Annotated in this window: 14 protein-coding genes; 6 read left to right on the top strand and 8 right to left on the bottom strand. The window is 63.8% G+C overall.

Annotated features, from left to right (window positions below):
- Positions 1–2: 2 nt before the first annotated feature.
- From ACUXUR_RS04725 to ACUXUR_RS04700, 6 genes are all read right to left on the bottom strand, one after another.
- Positions 3–305 (bottom strand): 4a-hydroxytetrahydrobiopterin dehydratase, encoded by a 303-nt coding sequence (locus ACUXUR_RS04725; protein WP_445501181.1) that lies wholly within the window; start codon positions 303–305, stop codon positions 3–5.
- A 64-nt stretch (positions 306–369) separates the two neighbouring features.
- Positions 370–1,380, bottom strand: a complete 1,011-nt coding sequence (locus tag ACUXUR_RS04720; protein WP_445501180.1) for a YeiH family protein — start codon at positions 1,378–1,380, stop codon at positions 370–372.
- Positions 1,381–1,464: 84 nt separating this feature from the next.
- On the bottom strand, positions 1,465–2,061 hold the full coding sequence (locus tag ACUXUR_RS04715; protein ID WP_445501179.1) for a histidine phosphatase family protein: 597 nt from the start codon (positions 2,059–2,061) through the stop codon (positions 1,465–1,467).
- 37 nt (positions 2,062–2,098) lie between these two features.
- Entirely contained in the window at positions 2,099–2,635 is a 537-nt protein-coding gene (gene thpR / locus ACUXUR_RS04710; protein WP_445501178.1) for an RNA 2',3'-cyclic phosphodiesterase, read from the bottom strand.
- An 89-nt stretch (positions 2,636–2,724) separates the two neighbouring features.
- Positions 2,725–3,768 carry an aldo/keto reductase gene (locus tag ACUXUR_RS04705; protein WP_445501177.1) on the bottom strand — a complete coding sequence of 348 codons (1,044 nt, stop codon included), beginning with the start codon at positions 3,766–3,768 and terminating at the stop codon, positions 2,725–2,727.
- Between the two features lie 65 nt (positions 3,769–3,833).
- Positions 3,834–4,493 carry an arylesterase gene (locus tag ACUXUR_RS04700; RefSeq protein WP_445501176.1) on the bottom strand — a complete coding sequence of 220 codons (660 nt, stop codon included), beginning with the start codon at positions 4,491–4,493 and terminating at the stop codon, positions 3,834–3,836.
- A 71-nt stretch (positions 4,494–4,564) separates the two neighbouring features.
- Between ACUXUR_RS04700 and ACUXUR_RS04695 the strand changes: the two genes are divergently transcribed.
- From ACUXUR_RS04695 to ACUXUR_RS04680, 4 genes are all read left to right on the top strand, one after another.
- A complete protein-coding gene (locus ACUXUR_RS04695; protein ID WP_445501175.1) occupies positions 4,565–5,257 on the top strand; it encodes an ABC transporter ATP-binding protein in 693 nt (230 codons plus the stop codon).
- A 14-nt stretch (positions 5,258–5,271) separates the two neighbouring features.
- On the top strand, positions 5,272–7,857 hold the full coding sequence (locus ACUXUR_RS04690) for an ABC transporter permease (protein ID WP_445501174.1): 2,586 nt from the start codon (positions 5,272–5,274) through the stop codon (positions 7,855–7,857).
- A gap of 232 nt (positions 7,858–8,089) precedes the next feature.
- Positions 8,090–8,854, top strand: a complete 765-nt coding sequence (locus ACUXUR_RS04685; RefSeq protein ID WP_445501173.1) for a Bax inhibitor-1/YccA family protein — start codon at positions 8,090–8,092, stop codon at positions 8,852–8,854.
- 97 nt (positions 8,855–8,951) lie between these two features.
- Positions 8,952–9,488, top strand: coding sequence for a GNAT family N-acetyltransferase (locus ACUXUR_RS04680; RefSeq protein WP_445501172.1), 537 nt, complete (start codon positions 8,952–8,954; stop codon positions 9,486–9,488).
- A gap of 109 nt (positions 9,489–9,597) precedes the next feature.
- Here the strand turns inward: ACUXUR_RS04680 and ACUXUR_RS04675 are convergent, their stop codons facing one another.
- Both ACUXUR_RS04675 and ACUXUR_RS04670 read right to left on the bottom strand, forming a co-directional pair.
- Positions 9,598–9,978 (bottom strand): DUF2794 domain-containing protein, encoded by a 381-nt coding sequence (locus ACUXUR_RS04675; protein ID WP_445501171.1) that lies wholly within the window; start codon positions 9,976–9,978, stop codon positions 9,598–9,600.
- 285 nt (positions 9,979–10,263) lie between these two features.
- Positions 10,264–11,280 carry a zinc-binding alcohol dehydrogenase family protein gene (locus ACUXUR_RS04670; protein ID WP_445501170.1) on the bottom strand — a complete coding sequence of 339 codons (1,017 nt, stop codon included), beginning with the start codon at positions 11,278–11,280 and terminating at the stop codon, positions 10,264–10,266.
- 96 nt (positions 11,281–11,376) lie between these two features.
- Between ACUXUR_RS04670 and ACUXUR_RS04665 the strand changes: the two genes are divergently transcribed.
- Together ACUXUR_RS04665 and ACUXUR_RS04660 are read left to right on the top strand one after the other, a co-directional pair.
- Positions 11,377–11,727, top strand: coding sequence for a winged helix-turn-helix transcriptional regulator (locus ACUXUR_RS04665; protein WP_445501169.1), 351 nt, complete (start codon positions 11,377–11,379; stop codon positions 11,725–11,727).
- Between the two features lie 114 nt (positions 11,728–11,841).
- Positions 11,842–16,680, top strand: coding sequence for an NAD-glutamate dehydrogenase (locus tag ACUXUR_RS04660; protein ID WP_445501168.1), 4,839 nt, complete (start codon positions 11,842–11,844; stop codon positions 16,678–16,680).
- Positions 16,681–16,691: the final 11 nt, after the last annotated feature.

Genomic DNA, 16,691 nt, shown 5'->3' with positions numbered 1-16,691 from the left:
CTTCAGCTCTTCGTCAGGCCCGCTGCCAGCTGGTCCATGCGCTGCGCCAATTCGATGTCGCGGCGCGTGAGGCCGCCTGCATCATGCGTCGAGAGCGTCACGTCCACCTTGTCGTAGACATTGAACCATTCGGGATGGTGGTTCTTCTGTTCGGCGATGAGCGCGACGCGGGTCATCCAGCCGAACGCCGCGTTGAAATCGTCGAACACGAAGCGCTTATGGATGGCATCCCGGCCCTCCACGAGGGTCCAGCCGTCGAGGGCGGAGAGAAGCTCCTGGCGTTCGGGTTCGGTCAAGCGGGGCATGGCGGCTTCGTTTCTGAATGACGGATGGCTTAGTGATGAAGCACGCGTGAGATGTTTCAAGCCCTCAGGCCAGCCCAAGCAGCCGGATGAGCCCTAAGCTGATCGTGATCAGCACGAGAAGCGAGAGCGTCACCGCCAGGGTCACACGCCCGCCGACCCGGCCGAGGATCTTCAGGTCCACGCCGAGCCCCAGGGCCGCCATGGATATCACCGTGAGCAGGGTCGCCGTCGGCGTGACGATGCCGAGGATCGCATCAGGGATCACGCCGAGCGAGCGGAGCGCCGCCAGTCCCAGGAACCCGATGATGAACCAGGGCACGAATCGGTTCAGGGGCAGGCTCTTCGCGGCCGTTTCCCGGCCCATTTTCAGCGACAGTGCAATCACCACAGGTCCCAGCATCAGCACGCGCACGAGTTTGACCAGCGTGCCGATCTGCGTGCTGACCATGCTCACCGGCACGGTCGCCGCGAGCACCTGCGGCACCGCGTAGACGGTGAGGCCCGCAAGCACACCGTATTGGGTGAGGGAAAGCCCGAACAGAGGCATCAGCAGGGGCAGGGTGAGCACGACGATCACGCCGAGAATGGCGGTAAACGCAATGGAGGAAGCCACATCTTCAGGCTTGGCGTCGATCACGGGCGCCACGGCCGCGATGGCAGAGTTGCCGCAGATCGAGTTGCCGCAGGCGACCAGGATCGCCATGCGCCAAGGCAAGCCCAAAAGGCGGCACAGGCCGTAGCTCGCGCCGATGGCAAGAGCCACCACCACGGCGATACCGAGAATGAGGCTTAAACCTGCTTCCAGCACCGCCTGAAAGCTGATGGATGCACCCAGCAGCATCACCGCGATCTCGAGCAATGTCTTGGCGGAAAAACCGATGCCGGGAATCCATCGGGCATCAGGGGTCCACAGGGTTCTCAACATCGTGCCGATGAGGATCGCGATGACGAGCGCCTCGATCCAGGGGCGGCCCGTCCAGTGCTCTTCGAGCATCTGCAGGCCGAGAGCGGCAGCAGAGACGCTGAAGCACAAGGCGGTTCCGGGAATGATTTTTGCCAGGCGCGCGCCGTTCATCGGATCGCTCTTGTCCTTCATGTCATGGATGAAGGGGACGGCTATCCTTCAGCCCGTCGCGAAGCAAGATCAAAGTCTAAAATGTCAGCCCAAAGGAAAGGCGGCTTCCTCGATGGTGCGCCAATCCTGCCTGAGCGAAAGCGTCTCGCGGTCGACCACGATGAAACAGCCGCCGCCGGAATGCCGGGGGCGGCTTTCCTGCCCGATCTCCACCTGCTGCAGATGAGCCATGAGCAGGCAGCCGACGCCGCCATGGGCGACGACGAGGGTATCGCCGGGGCCGTCATCCTCCGCCGCGATCCGCCTCACGGCATCGACGATGCGCGATTGTGCATCGATGGCGCGCTCCCAGCCGCGGATGCTCTCGTGAGGATTGGCGAAGAAGGCGTCCACCACCACCCAGAATTCCGGCGGCGCGATATAGCCCGTCGCCGAACGGTCGTTCTCACCGACATCCTCGTGAGTCTGATAGGGCAGGCCGAAACGCTCCGCGACGATGGCGGCCCCATCCATCGCCTTCTGCTCCGTGCTGGCATGGATGGAGGAAAGCCGCGTGCCGGAGAGCGCATCCGCGAAGCGGCTCATGCGCTGGCGGCCCGTGTCGTTCAAGGGCCAGCGGGGGACGGGCACCTGCGGATCGATGGCGACTTCGGGATGAGTGAGAAAGATGAGGGCTGCCATGAGCCTTGGCGTAGCGGTTCGGAGCGTCGCCGTCGAGCTAGCTTAAGGGGTACGCCGCTTCGACAATATATGGTCCGCCGCCCACGGACGCCTTCGACGAATAGAGCACGAAGCGGCTCGCGGTGAAGGTGAGCTTCTGGAAATGGCCTCGGGTCGCCATGTAATCCGCAACATGGATGGGCGACACGTTCTTCAGGCGCGCCAGCGTGACGTGCGGCGTGAACTTGCGGGCCTCGGGGGGCAGGCCGATCTGGCGCATCATGCGTTCCTGCTCGGCCTGCAGATCGGCGAGCTCGCCGTTGTCGGAGGTATGAGCGAACACGGTGCGGGGCTTGGATCCACCGAAGGTACCGAGTCTGTCGATGGTGATCGGGATAGGCTCGCGCCAGCGGGAATCGCCGAGGATCGAGTACACGTCATCGGCCACGCGCTCGTCCACATCGCCGATGAAACGCAAGGTGATGTGATAGCTTTCAGGATCGACCCAGCGCGCGCCCGGCAACCCGCCGCGATAGGTGGACAGCGCCAAGCCGATCTCTGCGGGAATCTCGATGCCGGTAAACAGACGTGGCATGCGGTTCCTCCCGAGCTTTGGCTTACGCCTTGAGAAACAGACGAAGGACCAGCCGGCTTTGTTCCGGCTGTCCTTCGGAGGCAAAAGGCTTAAGGGCAGGGATTGCAGTGCTCGATGTGGATGGCGTCGATGCGCTTTTCCAGCTCCGGCGTGATCTTGACCGCGATGGAGGCGATGTCCGTCTTCAGCTGCGCCATGGACGTCGCGCCGATGATGTTGGACGTCACGAAGGGGCGGGAATTCACGTAAGCCAGCGCCATCTGCGCAGGATCCAGGCCGAATTCCTTGGCGAGTGCCAGATATTTGCGGATGGCCGCTTCCGCCGTTGTGTTCTCATAGCGCTGGCCACGCTCGAAGAGCGTAGTGCGTGCTCCCGGTGGGCGGGCGCCGTCGAGATACTTGCCGGTCAGATAGCCTTGAGCCAGCGGCGAATAGGCGAGCAGGCTCACATTCTCGCGCATGCTCACCTCGGCGAGCGCCACCTCGTAGGTGCGGTTGAGCAGGTTGTAGGCATTCTGCACCGATTGCGCCCGCGCCAGGCCCTTGGCCTCGGCGTGCTTGAGGAAGGTCATGGTGCCCCAGGCGCTCTCGTTGGAGAGGCCGAAATGGCGGATCTTTCCGGCCTTCACGAGGTCCGTCATGATTTCGACGGTCTCGGCAATCGGGTGCGAATCGCCTTCCTGGTGCCTGTAGATGGTCGGGTTCGCGCCCCAGGTCATGGGGCGGTCGGGCCAGTGGATCTGGTAGAGGTCGATATAATCGGTCTGGAGCCGTTTCAGGCTCTTGTTCACCGCCTCCTCGATCTGCTTGCGGGAAAGCTCGGCCTTGGAGCCGTCGTTCCGGAACCAGGTGCTGTCGGAACGGCCCACCACCTTGGTGGCGAGAATCACCTTGTCGCGGGTGCCGCGCGACTTGAACCAGGAGCCGATGATCCGCTCCGTTGAGCCTTGCGTCTCAGGCCGCGGGGGAATCGAGTAAAGTTCGGCGGTGTCGAAGAAGTTGACGCCCTGGTCGAGGGCATAATCCATCTGCTCATGGCCCTCGGCCTCGGTGTTCTGCTGGCCCCAGGTCATGGTGCCGAGGCAGATGAGGCTGACATTGAGATCGGTGCGGCCGAGGCGGCGATATTCCATGTTCAAGGCTCCTCGCGGCGGATGAGGCCACCGCGTTTGTGGGAAATTCGAGGCGCTGACGACGATCAGCGCTGGGTCAGGCGGGTGAGAAAGCTTTCGACTGTGGGCAGAATGCGGTCGACGATGATCTCCACTCCCTTCGCCGTCGGGTGCAGGCCGTCGGGCAGGATGAAGGATCGCTCGCCGGCCACCCCGTCAAGGAAGAAGGGATAGAGCACAAGGTCGTGCTTCTTCGCAATGTCGGAATAGATGGTATCGAATTTCTGAATGTAGTCCTGACCCAGATTGCGGGAGGCATACATGCCGGCGAGCATCACGGGGATGTTCCGGGCCTTCAAACGCTCCACGATGGTCTCGATGGACTTCCGCGTGACGGCCGGATCGAGACCGCGCAGCATGTCGTTGGCGCCAAGCTCCACGATCACCCCATCCGTGCCGTCGGGGATGGACCAGTCGAGCCGGTCGAGGCCTGCGGACGAGGTGTCGCCCGAGACGCCCGCATTGGCGATCTCGACCTTGTAGCCCCTGGCTTTGAGGGCTTTCTCCAATACCACCGGGAAGGCGGCTTCCTGGGGCAGGCCGTAGCCGGCCGTCAGGCTGTCGCCCAAGGCCACGAGGTGCAGCGTTTTGCTCTGAGCAGGCGCGGTGGAGGGGGCGATCATGGCGGCAAGGGCCGCCGCACACGCAAAAATGATCGTCATGAACGGGCCTGATTGGCGCTTCATTGATAGGCTTCCCATCTATGCAGGACTAGACAACGTCTTCGACAAGTCTCCAACAGATCGGATGAACGGGCATGAAGGACAAGGCCATCGCGCTTCACGATGTCGATTTGAGCCTCGGGCGCGGGGCCGCGCGGGTGCATATCCTCAAAGGGATTTCGCTCGGCGTCGACAGGGGAGAAGCGGTTGGTCTCGTCGGCCCCTCGGGCTCGGGAAAATCCACCCTGCTCATGACCATGGCGGGTCTCGAGCGCCCTGATTCGGGCAAGGTCATCGTCGACGGCACCGATCTGTCGGGCCTCGATGAGGATGCGCTCGCCCGTTTTCGAGGCCGGCGCATCGGCATCGTGTTCCAGTCCTTCCACCTTGTGCCCACCATGACGGCGCTCGAGAACGTGGCGCTGCCCCTGGAGCTGGCCGGTGAGGACGATGCCTTTGAGCGGGCGGAAGCCGAGCTCAAGGCGGTCGGCCTAGGCTCTCGTCTCCATCACTACCCAGCGCAGCTCTCCGGCGGCGAGCAGCAGCGCGTGGCGATTGCCCGCGCCATCGTGCCGAACCCCGCGATCCTCGTGGCGGACGAGCCCACCGGCAATCTCGACGAGACTACGGGGCAGTCCATCGTGGACCTGCTCTTTGCCTTGAAACGCGACCGCGGTGCGACCCTGGTGCTCGTGACGCACGATCTCAACCTCGCCCGCCTCTGCGACCGCATGGTGCGCCTGCGCTCGGGTCAGGTAGAGGCCGACGCAGCCTCGGCCGTGGCTTGAAGGGGGCAAGTCCCATGCACGGCACCCTGACGACGCCGCAGCGGCGCAAGCCACCTTCTTCCTCCCTGCCGCTTCTTCTTCGCCTTGCCTTGCGTGAGCTGCGCGGAGGCCTGAAGGGCTTTGGGATCTTTCTCGCCTGCATCGCGCTTGGTGTGGCTGCGATTGCCAGCGTCTCCTCCCTCTCGCGCTCGCTGACGGAGGGGATTTCCCGCGAGGGCCGCCGGATTCTCGGCGGCGACATGGCCTTTTCGCTTCTCCAGCGGGAGGCGGGCGCGCCTGAGCGGGCGTTCCTGGCCTCCAAGGGCCAAATCAATGTCGTTGCCACCATGCGCGCCATGGCGGTTGCGGGCGAGAAGGGCTCCGGCCTCGTCGAGCTGAAGGCGGTCGATGCGGGCTACCCCACGGTCGGCACGCTCGAAACGGATCCTCAGCTGTCACCCTCGGACGTGTTCGCCCAGCGCGAGGGCGCTTTCGGCGCAGCCGTCGATCCGGCGCTGCTGGCGCGCCTGGACCTGAAGGTGGGTGATCGGGTCACGATTGGCGGCGCGACGGTGGAACTGCGCGCGCGCCTTGTCTCCGAGCCCGACAAGATCGCGGACGGCATCGGTTTCGGGCCGCGCCTGATGGTGTCGCAGGAGGCCCTGAAGGCTACCGGCCTTATCCAGCCCGGCAGCCTCGTGCGCTGGACCTACCGGCTGACCCTGCCGCAGGCCCTGTCCACGGAAGAGGGGTTTTCTGAGATCCAGGCCGAGGCGAACCGCACCCTGCCCGAGGCCGGCTGGAATATCCGCACGCGGCTCAATGCCGATCCCCGCTTTGCCAAGAACATCGAGCGCTTCACGCAGTTCCTGACCCTCGTCGGCCTCACGGCGCTGCTCGTCGGCGGCGTCGGCGTCGCCAATGCGGTGCGCGGTTTCGTGGACCGCAAGCGCGCTTCCATCGCCACGCTGAAGAGCCTTGGCGCGCCCGGCGGGCAGGTGGTGATGCTCTATCTCACGCAGGTGATGCTGATCGCGGCCCTCGGCATCGCGATCGGTCTAGCGATCGGCGCGGCCCTGCCGTTCATCATCACCGCCCTCTTCGGTCATCTGCTGCCGATTCCGATCCAGCCGGTCATCGCCGTGGCGGAACTTGGAATCGCGCTTCTCTATGGTGTGCTCACCGCTCTCGTCTTTGCCATCGCACCGCTTGGTCGCGCGCATGACGTGCCGGTGTCCGGCCTGTTTCGCGACCAGATCGATCCCGAGCGGCGCTGGCCGCGCAGGCGCTATCTCGCGGCGCTCGGCGTTTCCGTCGTCGCCCTCGTGGCTCTCGCGGTTGTCGCGGCCTATGACCGGCGCATCGCATTGATGTTCGTGGCGGCTGCGGCAGGCTCCTTCCTGTTGCTGCGCATCGTGGCGCTGGGGCTGATGGCGCTCGCTCGCCGTCTCCCGCGCCCCCGCCGCACGGCTCTGCGTCTGGCTCTGGCCAATATCCACCGTCCCGGTGCGCTCACGCCGTCCCTCGTGCTCTCGCTGGGCTTAGGCATCACGCTCCTTGTGACGCTCTCGCTCATCGACACCAACCTGACGAAGCAGCTGACCCAGAGCCTGCCGCAACACGCGCCGAGCTTCTTCTTCCTCGATATTCCGAACCAGCAGGCGGATGCGTTCGAAGGATTCCTGAAGCAACAGGCGAAAGATGCACAGATCGAGCGTGTGCCCATGATGCGCGGACGCCTCGTGACGCTCGGCGGGCGGCCCGTGTCCGAGGTCAAGGCCCCTGAGGACATTTCCTGGGTGCTGGAGGGCGATCGCGGCATCACCTATGCGAAGACGCCGCCCGAGGGCTCGAAGCTGGTGCAGGGCGAGTGGTGGCCTGACGATTACCGCGGCAAGCCGCTCGTCTCCTTCGACCACAAGATCGCCGAAGGCTTAGGCCTCAAGATGGGCGACGAGATCACCGTCAACGTGCTCGGCCGCAACATCACCGCCACCATCGCGAATCTGCGCGAGATCGAATGGCGTTCGCTCGGCATCAACTTCGTCATGGTGTTCTCGCCCAACACCTTTGCCGGGGCGCCGCACACGCATCTGGCCACCGTCACCTTCCCGAACGGGTCCGATGCGGCGACCGACGCCAGGATCCTGCGAAGTTCCGCCCAAGCCTTTCCCATGGTCACGAGCGTGCGGGTGAAGGATGCGCTCGAGGCCGTGAACGACGTCGTCTCGCAGCTCATCATGGCCATCCGGGGCGCAAGCTCGATTGCGCTGATCGCGAGCCTTCTGGTCCTCGCGGGTGCGCTTGCGGCTGGTCACCGGGTGCGCCTCTATGACGCCGTGGTGCTGAAGACGCTGGGCGCCACCCGGTCCCGGCTGCTCTCGGCCTATGCTTTCGAATACGGGCTCCTGGGCCTGGCGACGGCCGTGTTCGGGCTCCTGGCGGGCGGGATCGCATCCTATTTCATCGTGACCCGCCTCATGAATTTAAGCTTTAGCTTAGATTTGTCGGGTGCGCTCCTGGCATCAGCCTTGGCCGTTCTGGTGACGGTCGGCCTGGGACTGATGGGAACGTGGCGCATCCTCAGTCAAAAACCGGCGCAATACTTGAGAAATCTTTAACGGTTCGGGCCAAGTCCAGCGTCATAAAGGAGCGGCGGAAAACGAATGAGGAGCAGCATCTACTCTGCTCCTTGAAAATTCTTTTCACAAATATTTGAAGCTTGACGTTGCCCCTTGCGAAGCCGGGGCCGTCCTCTCATATTTTCTCTGTCGCCGGGAATCGCGGCGGCCAAGGGCTGACTCCCCAGCCTTTCGAGGGAACATCAACGGGACACCGTGAGAAAGGACTCCGATGCAACCGTATGAGCAAAACCAAACCGCCTATGGCACCGGCTTTGCCCGGACGGCGGCACAGGTCGATCAGGGCCTGCGCGCCTTCATGCTCGGCGTCTACAACAACATGATCCTGGGTCTGGCCATCTCGGCTCTCGTCGCGCTGGGCGTGAACATGCTGGCTGTGACCACGGACGGCGCTGGCCGCATGGCGCTCACCGAGTTTGGACGCGTTCTGTATGGCACCCCTCTGATGTGGGTCGTGGCGCTGGCGCCGCTGGCCTTCATTTTCTTCTTCTCGTTCCGCATGGACCGCATGTCGGCCGCCACGGCGCGCGGCACCTTCTTCGCCTTCGCGGCGGTGATGGGCGCCTCGCTCTCGACGCTTCTGCTCCGCTATACGGGCGCGAGCGTCGTGCAGGTGTTCTTCATCACCGCGGCGTCCTTCGGCGCGCTGTCGCTGTGGGGTTATACCACCCGCCGCAGCCTGTCGGGCATGGGCTCGTTCCTGATCATGGGCCTGTTCGGTCTGATCATCGCCTCGATCGTGAACATCTTCGTTGCCTCGAGCGCGATGCAGTTCGGCATTTCCGTGATCGGCGTTCTGCTTTTCGCAGGCCTTACTGCCTACGACACGCAGAAGCTGAAGGAGATGTACCTGTACGGCAATTATGACACCGAGGCCGCCGCCAAGGTGTCGGTCTACGGTGCGCTGCAGCTGTACCTCGACTTCATCAACATGTTCCAGTTCCTCCTCTCGCTGCTGGGCAACCGCAACGAGTAAGAGCGAACCGATCGCATGATCTTCAAGCCCCGGCCCCGAAGCTGGGGCTTTTTATTGATGGATTGCCTACGGCAAGGCTTCATCCTACCAATGGGGCATGAGCCTCCTCATCCGCCCCTCGGTTGAAACCGACATTCCCGCCATTGCCGCCATCTATGCCTATGCGGTGCTTAACGGCACGGCCTCGTTCGAGCTCGAGCCGCCCAGCGAAGAGGAGATGGCCAGCCGCCGCGCGGCTGTTCTCGTGGGCGGCTATCCCTATCTCGTGGCTGAGCGCGATGGCGAGATCCTCGGCTATGCCTATGCAGGCGCTTACCGCACGAGGCCTGCCTATCGCTCCACGGTGGAGGATTCGATCTATATCGCTCCGTCCGCTCAAGGGCAGGGCGTCGGGCGTGCGCTGCTCACCGAGCTGATCAAGGAATGCGAGGCGCGGGACTTCAGGCTCATGGTGGCCGTGATCGGCGATGAGGAATCGAAGGGATCCATCGGCCTGCACAGGAGCCTCGGCTTCGAGCTGTCCGGCATCATCAAGGGCATCGGCTACAAGCATGGGCGCTGGCTTTCCACCGTGCTCATGCAGCGCCCCCTCGGACGTGGCACGACCGAGCCGCCCACCCGGCCTATCAGATAGTTTCACACCATGGCCGATCTCGTCGGCATCCGGCCGATTCTCTGGATCGGAGCCTTCGGCGTTTCGCTTCGAGCCTGCGGCTTCTTGCCATGCCTCGAGATGTGGAGACTTAATTCGACACCACTTTCGGCTTGTCGAGCACGCGCAGCACACGATCGAGTTCGTGTCCGCGTTTGAGGATCAGGCCTGTCGAGACGATCACCGAATAGGCGCCTTGCTTCTTCGCGAGCTTGGGATCCTTTTCAATGCGATAGAGAGGCATTTCCGAGGTGCGTCGGTAGATCGAGAAAACCGCTTTGTCGGGCGTGAAATCGATGGCGTAATCCCGCCATTCGCCGGCGGCCACCATGCGGCCGTAGAGATTGAGAATGGTCTGCAACTCGGCACGGTCGAAGGCCACCTGTTTCGGCGCGGCGGGGAAGGGCACGATGTGAGCCGAGCCCTGCATCGAGCCGCCGCGCAGCGGCTCTGAGACGTCACCCTCGCTCATGAAATCTCCCATCCGTGGTTCACTTAAACCTGATGATGGGTCCGGCTAAGGAATCGATCAAGCCGTCGCGGTCAAATGAATCACCGCTTCTTTTGCAAATCTTATTCCTGCCGCAATCACGCCCCTAAGGTGCCTCACTGGGTACGGTAAATACTCAAGTTGCCTCGACGGCCCGGTTCGACCATCGGCTTGGACACGTCAGCCCCCCAGCCCTCCAGGCTTTTGGAGAGCCGGGCCACCAACCCTCGAGACATCGGCCGCCTTTCCAGGCGGCCTTTTTCTTTTTCAGAACCCCGACAGAACGATCTTGCCCTTGGCGCGGTTGCTTTCGATGAAAGCATGCGCCTTCTTGAGATTGGCCGCATTGATCGGACCCAGCACATCGGCGAGCGTCGTTCTGATCGTGCCGGCATCGACGAGGCGCGAGGCCTCGCTCAGGATCTCATGCTGGCGCTCCATGTCCGCCGTCTGGAAGGTCGAGCGTGTGAACATGGATTCCCAATGAATCGACACGCTCTTGCCCTTCAAGAGGCTGATATCGATCGGCGTCTTCGGATCGTCGATCAGAGCGAAGCGTCCCTGCGGGGCGATGACCTTCGCGATTTCGGGGAAATGCACATCCGTATTCGTGATCGAGAAGGCGAAGGCGGGAGCGCCAATCCCCAAAGCCTCGACCTGCTCGGCGATGGGCTTCGAGTGATCGATCACGTGATGCGCGCCGAGTTCGCGGGCCCATGCTTGGGTCTCCGGGCGCGAGGCGGTGGCGATCACCGTCACGTCCGTGAGCTTGCGCGCAAGCTGCACGGCGATGGAGCCCACACCACCGGCTGCGCCGACGATCAGGATGGCGTTGGCGGCGCCCTTCACCGGGCGCTTGATGTCGAGGCGGTCGAACAGGGTTTCCCAGGCCGTGAGAGTGGTCAGCGGAAGGGCGGCTGCTTCCTCGAAGCTCAGGGACTTGGGCTTTGCACCCACGAGCCGCTCATCCACCAGATGAAATTCGGCATTGGTGCCCGAGCGGGTGATGGCGCCCGCATAGAACACCTCATCGCCCGGCTTGAACAGCGAAACCTCCGATCCGACTGCCCGGACGATGCCGGAGGCGTCGTAGCCCAGGACCTTGTAGGCACCCGGCTCGGGCACCGCCCGCATGCGCACCTTGGTATCCACGGGGTTCACGGAAACCGCCTTGATCTCGACCACAAGATCCCGTGCGCCGGGTTCCGGGCGGGGCAGCTCGATATCGGTCAGGGAAGCTTCGTCCGTAATGGCTAAGGATTGCTGGTAACCAACAGCGCGCATGGCATGTCTCCTTTTTGGTAGGGACATAGTTGAGCATAGGGTTTAAGCTCGCAAGAACGCACAATTAAAGCCCATAGTGTCAAAAAGGATACCGTGATGCCCCGCGTCGTGAAGAAGGCCCAGGCCTCGACCGGCTGTTCCGTCGAGCGGGCCCTGAGCCTCATCGACGGGAAGTGGAAGATCGTGGTTCTCTACAAGCTGCTGCGGGGAACCTTGCGTTTCAACGAATTGCGTCGCCTCATTCCCGGCGTGACGCAGCGCATGCTCACTCATCAGCTGCGTGAGCTGGAGGCCGATGGGCTGATCGTCCGCGTGGTTTACGCGCAGGTCCCGCCGCGAGTCGAATATTCGCTGTCCACGCGGGGGCAAAGCTTGGAGCCCGTGCTCCTGGCCCTAAAACATTGGGGAGACACGAATCTGTCGTCGCAAGAGGCCGAGGCAGCATAAAATTGCTGTGTTCTGCAGAAACTTAACCCTGCCATGTGCAGAACCGCACGGTTTTGTTGCGCGGCCTGTCACTCTGTGGCAACGCTCGCGCAACGATCATAAGAGGATACGCGCATGAAGCTGGAAACGCCGACCAGCGGAAGCGAACTGACGGCCGAGGCCGTTGCGGTTCTGGAAGCCGGGCACAAAGCCATTCCCCCCACCTTTGTCCGCGATCTTTATGGGCGCGTGCCATCCGAAGATCTCGCCGCCTATTCGCCCGCGGCTCTCGCGGAACTGGCTGCTGCGGCCTATGAACATCTCAGGGCGCCGCGTATAGGCGGCGGCGAGGATATCCGCCTCATCGACCTGGAGGTCGAGCGCGAGGGCCGCCGCCGCGATGTGACGATTCTCGAAATCGTCAACGACAACATGCCCTTCCTGCTCGATTCGACCCTCGCCGAGCTGGTCGATGAGGGCTACGACCCCTATCTCGTGGCGCACCCGATTCTCGCGGTGGAGCGCGATGCCAGTGGCGGCCTCGTTCGCCTCGTCGGCGAGGCCACGGCCGCTGTGCGCCATGGCGTGAAGCGCGAGAGCTTCATTCACGTTCATCTGCCGCGCATCGACGATGCCGAGACCCGCAGCCGCCTGATCGAGGCCATGCGCCGCGTCCATAAGGACGTATCGCTCGCCGTGCACGACTGGCCCGGCATGCGCGCCCGCGTCACCGAAATCGTTCAGAACTACCGCCTCAACCCGCCGCCGCTGCCGGACGACGAGGTGAGGGAAGCGGTGGCTTTCCTCGACTGGATCGCCCGCGACAACTTCACTTTCTTGGGACTTCGCGAATATCGCCTGCCGAAGGACGACACGGCTGCCGATCCCGTGGAAGGATCGGGCCTCGGCCTCCTGCGCGATCCGAGCGTGCGCGTGTTGCGCCGCGGCCGCGAGCTTGTGGCGATGACGCCGGAAATCCGCGCCTTTCTCGCGCAGCCCAAGGCGCTCATCATCACCAAGGCCAACGTCAAATCCCGCGTCCATCGCCGCGCGCACCTCGATTATATCGGCGTCAAACTCTTCGATGCGGACGGCAGGCTGCAGGGCGAGCTGCGCATCGTCGGCCTCTTCACGGCAAGCGCCTACACCAACACCACGGCGGAAGTGCCGTATCTGCGCCACAAGGTGGCGAAGGTGATTGCCCGTGCCGGCTTCGATCCTTCGAGCTACTCGGGACGCGGGCTTCTCAACGTTCTCGAGAATTATCCGCGCGACGAGCTGTTCCAGATCGACGAGGAAACGCTCTACCACTTCGCCATCGACATCATGAGTCTGTCGGAGCGTCCGCGCGTGCGGGCGCTGGCGCGTGCGGATGAATTCGATCGCTTCGTATCGGTGATGGTCTTCGTGCCGAAGGACCGCTACGACACGGGCGTGCGCCAGCGCATCGGCCAGTTCCTCGCCGGCATCTACGAGGGACGCGTCTCCGCCTCCTATCCGGCCTATCCGGAAGGCCCGCTGGCGCGCACCCATTACATCATCGGGCGCGACGAAGGTCAGACCCCGCAGGTTCCCCGCGAAACGCTGGAAAAAGGCATTTCGAGCATCGTGCGCACCTGGGGCGACGCCCTGCGTGATGAGCTCGACGAAACCATCGGCGGCGCTCGCGCCCGTGCCTTGGCCGCCCGCTATGCCGATGCCTTCAGCGCCGCCTATCGCGAGGCCTTCGGAGCAGAGCACGCGATCAAGGACATCGCACTCCTGGAGCAGCTCTCCGAGGCGCGTCCCCGTGCGGTCGATCTCTATCGCCGCGAAGGCGATGACGAGATCCGCGTCAACCTGAAGGTGTTCTCGCGCGGCGCGGCGCTGCCGCTTTCCGACCGTGTGCCGCTGCTCGAAAATCTCGGCTTCCGCGTCGTGAACGAGCGAACCTATCGCGTGGTCTCGGCCGGTGTGACCGGCATGGATCGCGTGTGGCTCCATGACATGGCGCTGGAGCGCTCGGCCGGCGGCGCGATCAAGATCGACGAGATCCAGACGCTCATCGAAGCGGCTCTGCTGGCTCTGTTCCGCGGCCTTGCGGAATCGGACGGCTTCAACCGGCTCGTGCTCGAAGCGGGCCTCGGCTGGCGCGATGTGGCGATGGTGAGGACGCTCGGCCGGTACTTGCGTCAGATCCAGGTGGCTTACGCGCAGGATTACCTGGCGAGCACGCTGGCCCGTCATCCCGACATCACGAAAAACATCGTGAAGCTCTTCTACACGCGCTTCGACCCGCGCCATGAGGGCAAGGATTCTCGTGCGGAAGCCGAAACCGCCGTCCGTGCCGGCATCGAGGACCGGCTGAAGGCCGTCACGAGCCTGGACGATGACCGGATTCTTCGCCGCTTCATCAACCTGATCGAAGCGGCCATCCGCACCAACTTCTTCCAGCTGGAAGGCAACGGCCTGCCGCGCCAAACCATCGCGTTCAAGTTCGAATGCGCGAAGGTGGAAGGCCTGCCGCTGCCGAAGCCTCTCTACGAGGTCTTCGTCTATTCGCCGCGTGTCGAAGGCGTGCACCTGCGCTTCGGCAAGGTGGCTCGCGGCGGCTTGCGCTGGTCCGATCGCCCGCAGGATTTCCGCACAGAGGTTCTGGGCCTCGTGAAGGCGCAGCAGGTGAAGAATGCCGTGATCGTGCCGGTCGGCGCGAAAGGCGGCTTCGTGCCCAAGCAATTGCCGCCGGCGAGCGACCGCCAGGCCTGGCTCGCGGAAGGCACGGAGAGCTATCGCATCTTCGTGCGCACGCTCCTGCAGATCACCGACAATATCGAGGGCGATCACGTGGTGCCGCCCGCCGATACCGTGCGCCATGATGGGGACGATCCCTATCTCGTGGTCGCCGCCGACAAGGGCACGGCCACCTTCTCCGACACGGCGAATGCGCTCTCCATCGAGAAGGGCCATTGGCTCGGCGACGCCTTCGCGTCGGGCGGCAGTCAGGGCTACGACCACAAGAAGATGGGCATCACGGCTCGCGGCGCATGGGAGGCGGTGAAGCGCCACTTCCGCGAGATGGACATCGATATCCAGAAAGAGCCCGTGACGGTGGCGGGCGTGGGCGACATGTCGGGCGACGTGTTCGGCAACGGCATGCTGCTGTCGCGAGCCCTGAAGCTCGTGGCCGCCTTCGACCACCGCGACATCTTCCTCGATCCGAACCCGGATCCTGAAACGTCGTTCAAGGAACGCGAGCGCCTGTTCAATTTAGCCCGTTCGAGCTGGCAGGATTACGACAGGTCGCTCATCTCCAATGGCGGCGGCGTGTTCTCGCGCAGCGCGAAGTCGATCCCGCTCTCACCTGAGATGCGGGCGCTGCTCGATCTCGACAAGGCCGAGGCGACGCCTGCCGAGGTGATGACCGCGATCCTGAAAGCCCATGTGGGCCTTCTCTGGTTCGGCGGCATCGGCACCTATATCCGCGCCTCCACGGAAACTGACGAGCAGGTGGGCGACCGCGCCAACGACGCCATCCGCATCACGGGCGCGGATGTGCGCGCCAAGGTGGTGGGCGAGGGCGCGAACCTCGGTGCCACGCAGCGCGGACGCATCGAGGCAGCGCAGAACGGCGTGCGCCTCAACACGGATGCCATCGACAATTCGGCGGGCGTGAACACCTCGGACGTCGAGGTGAACATCAAGATCGCGCTCACCACCCCCGAGCGTGATGGGCGCCTGACGCAGGAAGCGCGCAATCAGCTCCTCGTCGACATGACGGACGAGGTCGCTGGCCTCGTGCTGCGCAACAACTACCTGCAGACGCTGGCGCTTTCGCTTTCCGAGCAGCAGGGCATTTCCGATCTCGGCTTTGCCCGCCGCCTCATGCAGATGTTGGAATCGCAAGGCCGTCTCAACCGCAAGGTGGAGTACCTGCCCGACGATGCGACTCTCGCCGAGCGCGCCCGTCGCGGCGAGGCGCTCACCCGTCCGGAACTCGCCGTGCTGCTCGCCTATGCCAAGCTCTCGCTGCACGACGCGCTTCTCGAGAGTGCGGTGCCGGACGATCCTTATCTCGCCAAGGAGCTGGAGCGCTACTTCCCGGCCGAGATGCGCGAGCGTTTCCCGGATGCGATTGCAAGCCACCGCCTGCGCCGTGAGATCATCGCCACGCAGCTGGCGAATGCCATCATCAACCGGGGCGGCCCCACCATCGTGGCGCGTCTCGTGGATCAGACCGGGGCGGATGCGCCGACGATTGCGGCGGCTTATGCGGCAACCCGCGATTCCTTCGGCCTGACCGACATGAACAATGCCATCGATGCGCTCGACGGCGTGGTGCCGGGCAAGCTTCAGCTGCACCTTTATGGCGAGCTGCAGGATCTGCTCATGAACCGCATCGTCTGGTTCATCCGCAACGTGGATTTCGCCACTTACTCCCTCGACACGATCATCGGCACCTATCAGGCCGGCATCGCGGAGGTCGAGAGCAGCCTGGCGAAAACCTTGTCGCCTGAGGCACATGAGGCCTGGAACGCGCGGACGAAGGCGCTGGTCGATCAGGGTACGCCCGAGGCGCTGGCGCGTCGCATCGCGGCCCTGCCGGATCTGGTGGCGGCTCCCGACATCGTGCTCACGGCGCAGAAGACGGGCAAGCCCGTCGGCGATATCGCGTGCACCCACTTCGCCCTCGAAGCCGCATTCCGCCTCGGTTCGCTCATCGGGGCCGCGCGCGAGATCTCCGTCAGCGACTACTTCGACCGCCTTGCGCTCGATCGTGCCGTCGACAGCATCGCCTATGCTCATCGCGGCCTCACCGCGGAAGTCGCCGCGCATGATCTCTCCGGCGCGGATGCCGTCCAGGCCTGGGGCGAGAAGCGGGGTGCGGATGTCAGCCGCATCAGAAGCGCAGTAGACAGCATCGTCTCTTCGGGTCTAACGCTGTCCAAGATCACCGTGGCGGCAAGCCTGCTCGGCGATCTCGCAAGAACAGGCTAGAGCATCGGACG

It is taken from the genome of Microvirga medicaginis (assembly GCF_052658925.1).
The sequence above is the reverse complement of the archived record's forward strand: the minus strand, read 5'-3'. Positions and strand labels throughout refer to the sequence as shown.

Coding starts and splice junctions, on each gene's coding strand:
- ACUXUR_RS04675 (WP_445501171.1), bottom strand. CDS start 9,978: ATGAGCGAGGGTGACGTCTCAGAGCCGCTGCGCGGCGGCTCGATGCAG.
- ACUXUR_RS04720 (WP_445501180.1), bottom strand. CDS start 1,380: ATGAACGGCGCGCGCCTGGCAAAAATCATTCCCGGAACCGCCTTGTGC.
- ACUXUR_RS04695 (WP_445501175.1), top strand. CDS start 4,565: ATGAAGGACAAGGCCATCGCGCTTCACGATGTCGATTTGAGCCTCGGG.
- ACUXUR_RS04725 (WP_445501181.1), bottom strand. CDS start 305: ATGCCCCGCTTGACCGAACCCGAACGCCAGGAGCTTCTCTCCGCCCTC.
- ACUXUR_RS04665 (WP_445501169.1), top strand. CDS start 11,377: ATGCCCCGCGTCGTGAAGAAGGCCCAGGCCTCGACCGGCTGTTCCGTC.
- ACUXUR_RS04715 (WP_445501179.1), bottom strand. CDS start 2,061: ATGGCAGCCCTCATCTTTCTCACTCATCCCGAAGTCGCCATCGATCCG.
- thpR (WP_445501178.1), bottom strand. CDS start 2,635: ATGCCACGTCTGTTTACCGGCATCGAGATTCCCGCAGAGATCGGCTTG.
- ACUXUR_RS04705 (WP_445501177.1), bottom strand. CDS start 3,768: ATGGAATATCGCCGCCTCGGCCGCACCGATCTCAATGTCAGCCTCATC.
- ACUXUR_RS04660 (WP_445501168.1), top strand. CDS start 11,842: ATGAAGCTGGAAACGCCGACCAGCGGAAGCGAACTGACGGCCGAGGCC.
- ACUXUR_RS04700 (WP_445501176.1), bottom strand. CDS start 4,493: ATGAAGCGCCAATCAGGCCCGTTCATGACGATCATTTTTGCGTGTGCG.
- ACUXUR_RS04670 (WP_445501170.1), bottom strand. CDS start 11,280: ATGCGCGCTGTTGGTTACCAGCAATCCTTAGCCATTACGGACGAAGCT.
- ACUXUR_RS04680 (WP_445501172.1), top strand. CDS start 8,952: ATGAGCCTCCTCATCCGCCCCTCGGTTGAAACCGACATTCCCGCCATT.
- ACUXUR_RS04685 (WP_445501173.1), top strand. CDS start 8,090: ATGCAACCGTATGAGCAAAACCAAACCGCCTATGGCACCGGCTTTGCC.
- ACUXUR_RS04690 (WP_445501174.1), top strand. CDS start 5,272: ATGCACGGCACCCTGACGACGCCGCAGCGGCGCAAGCCACCTTCTTCC.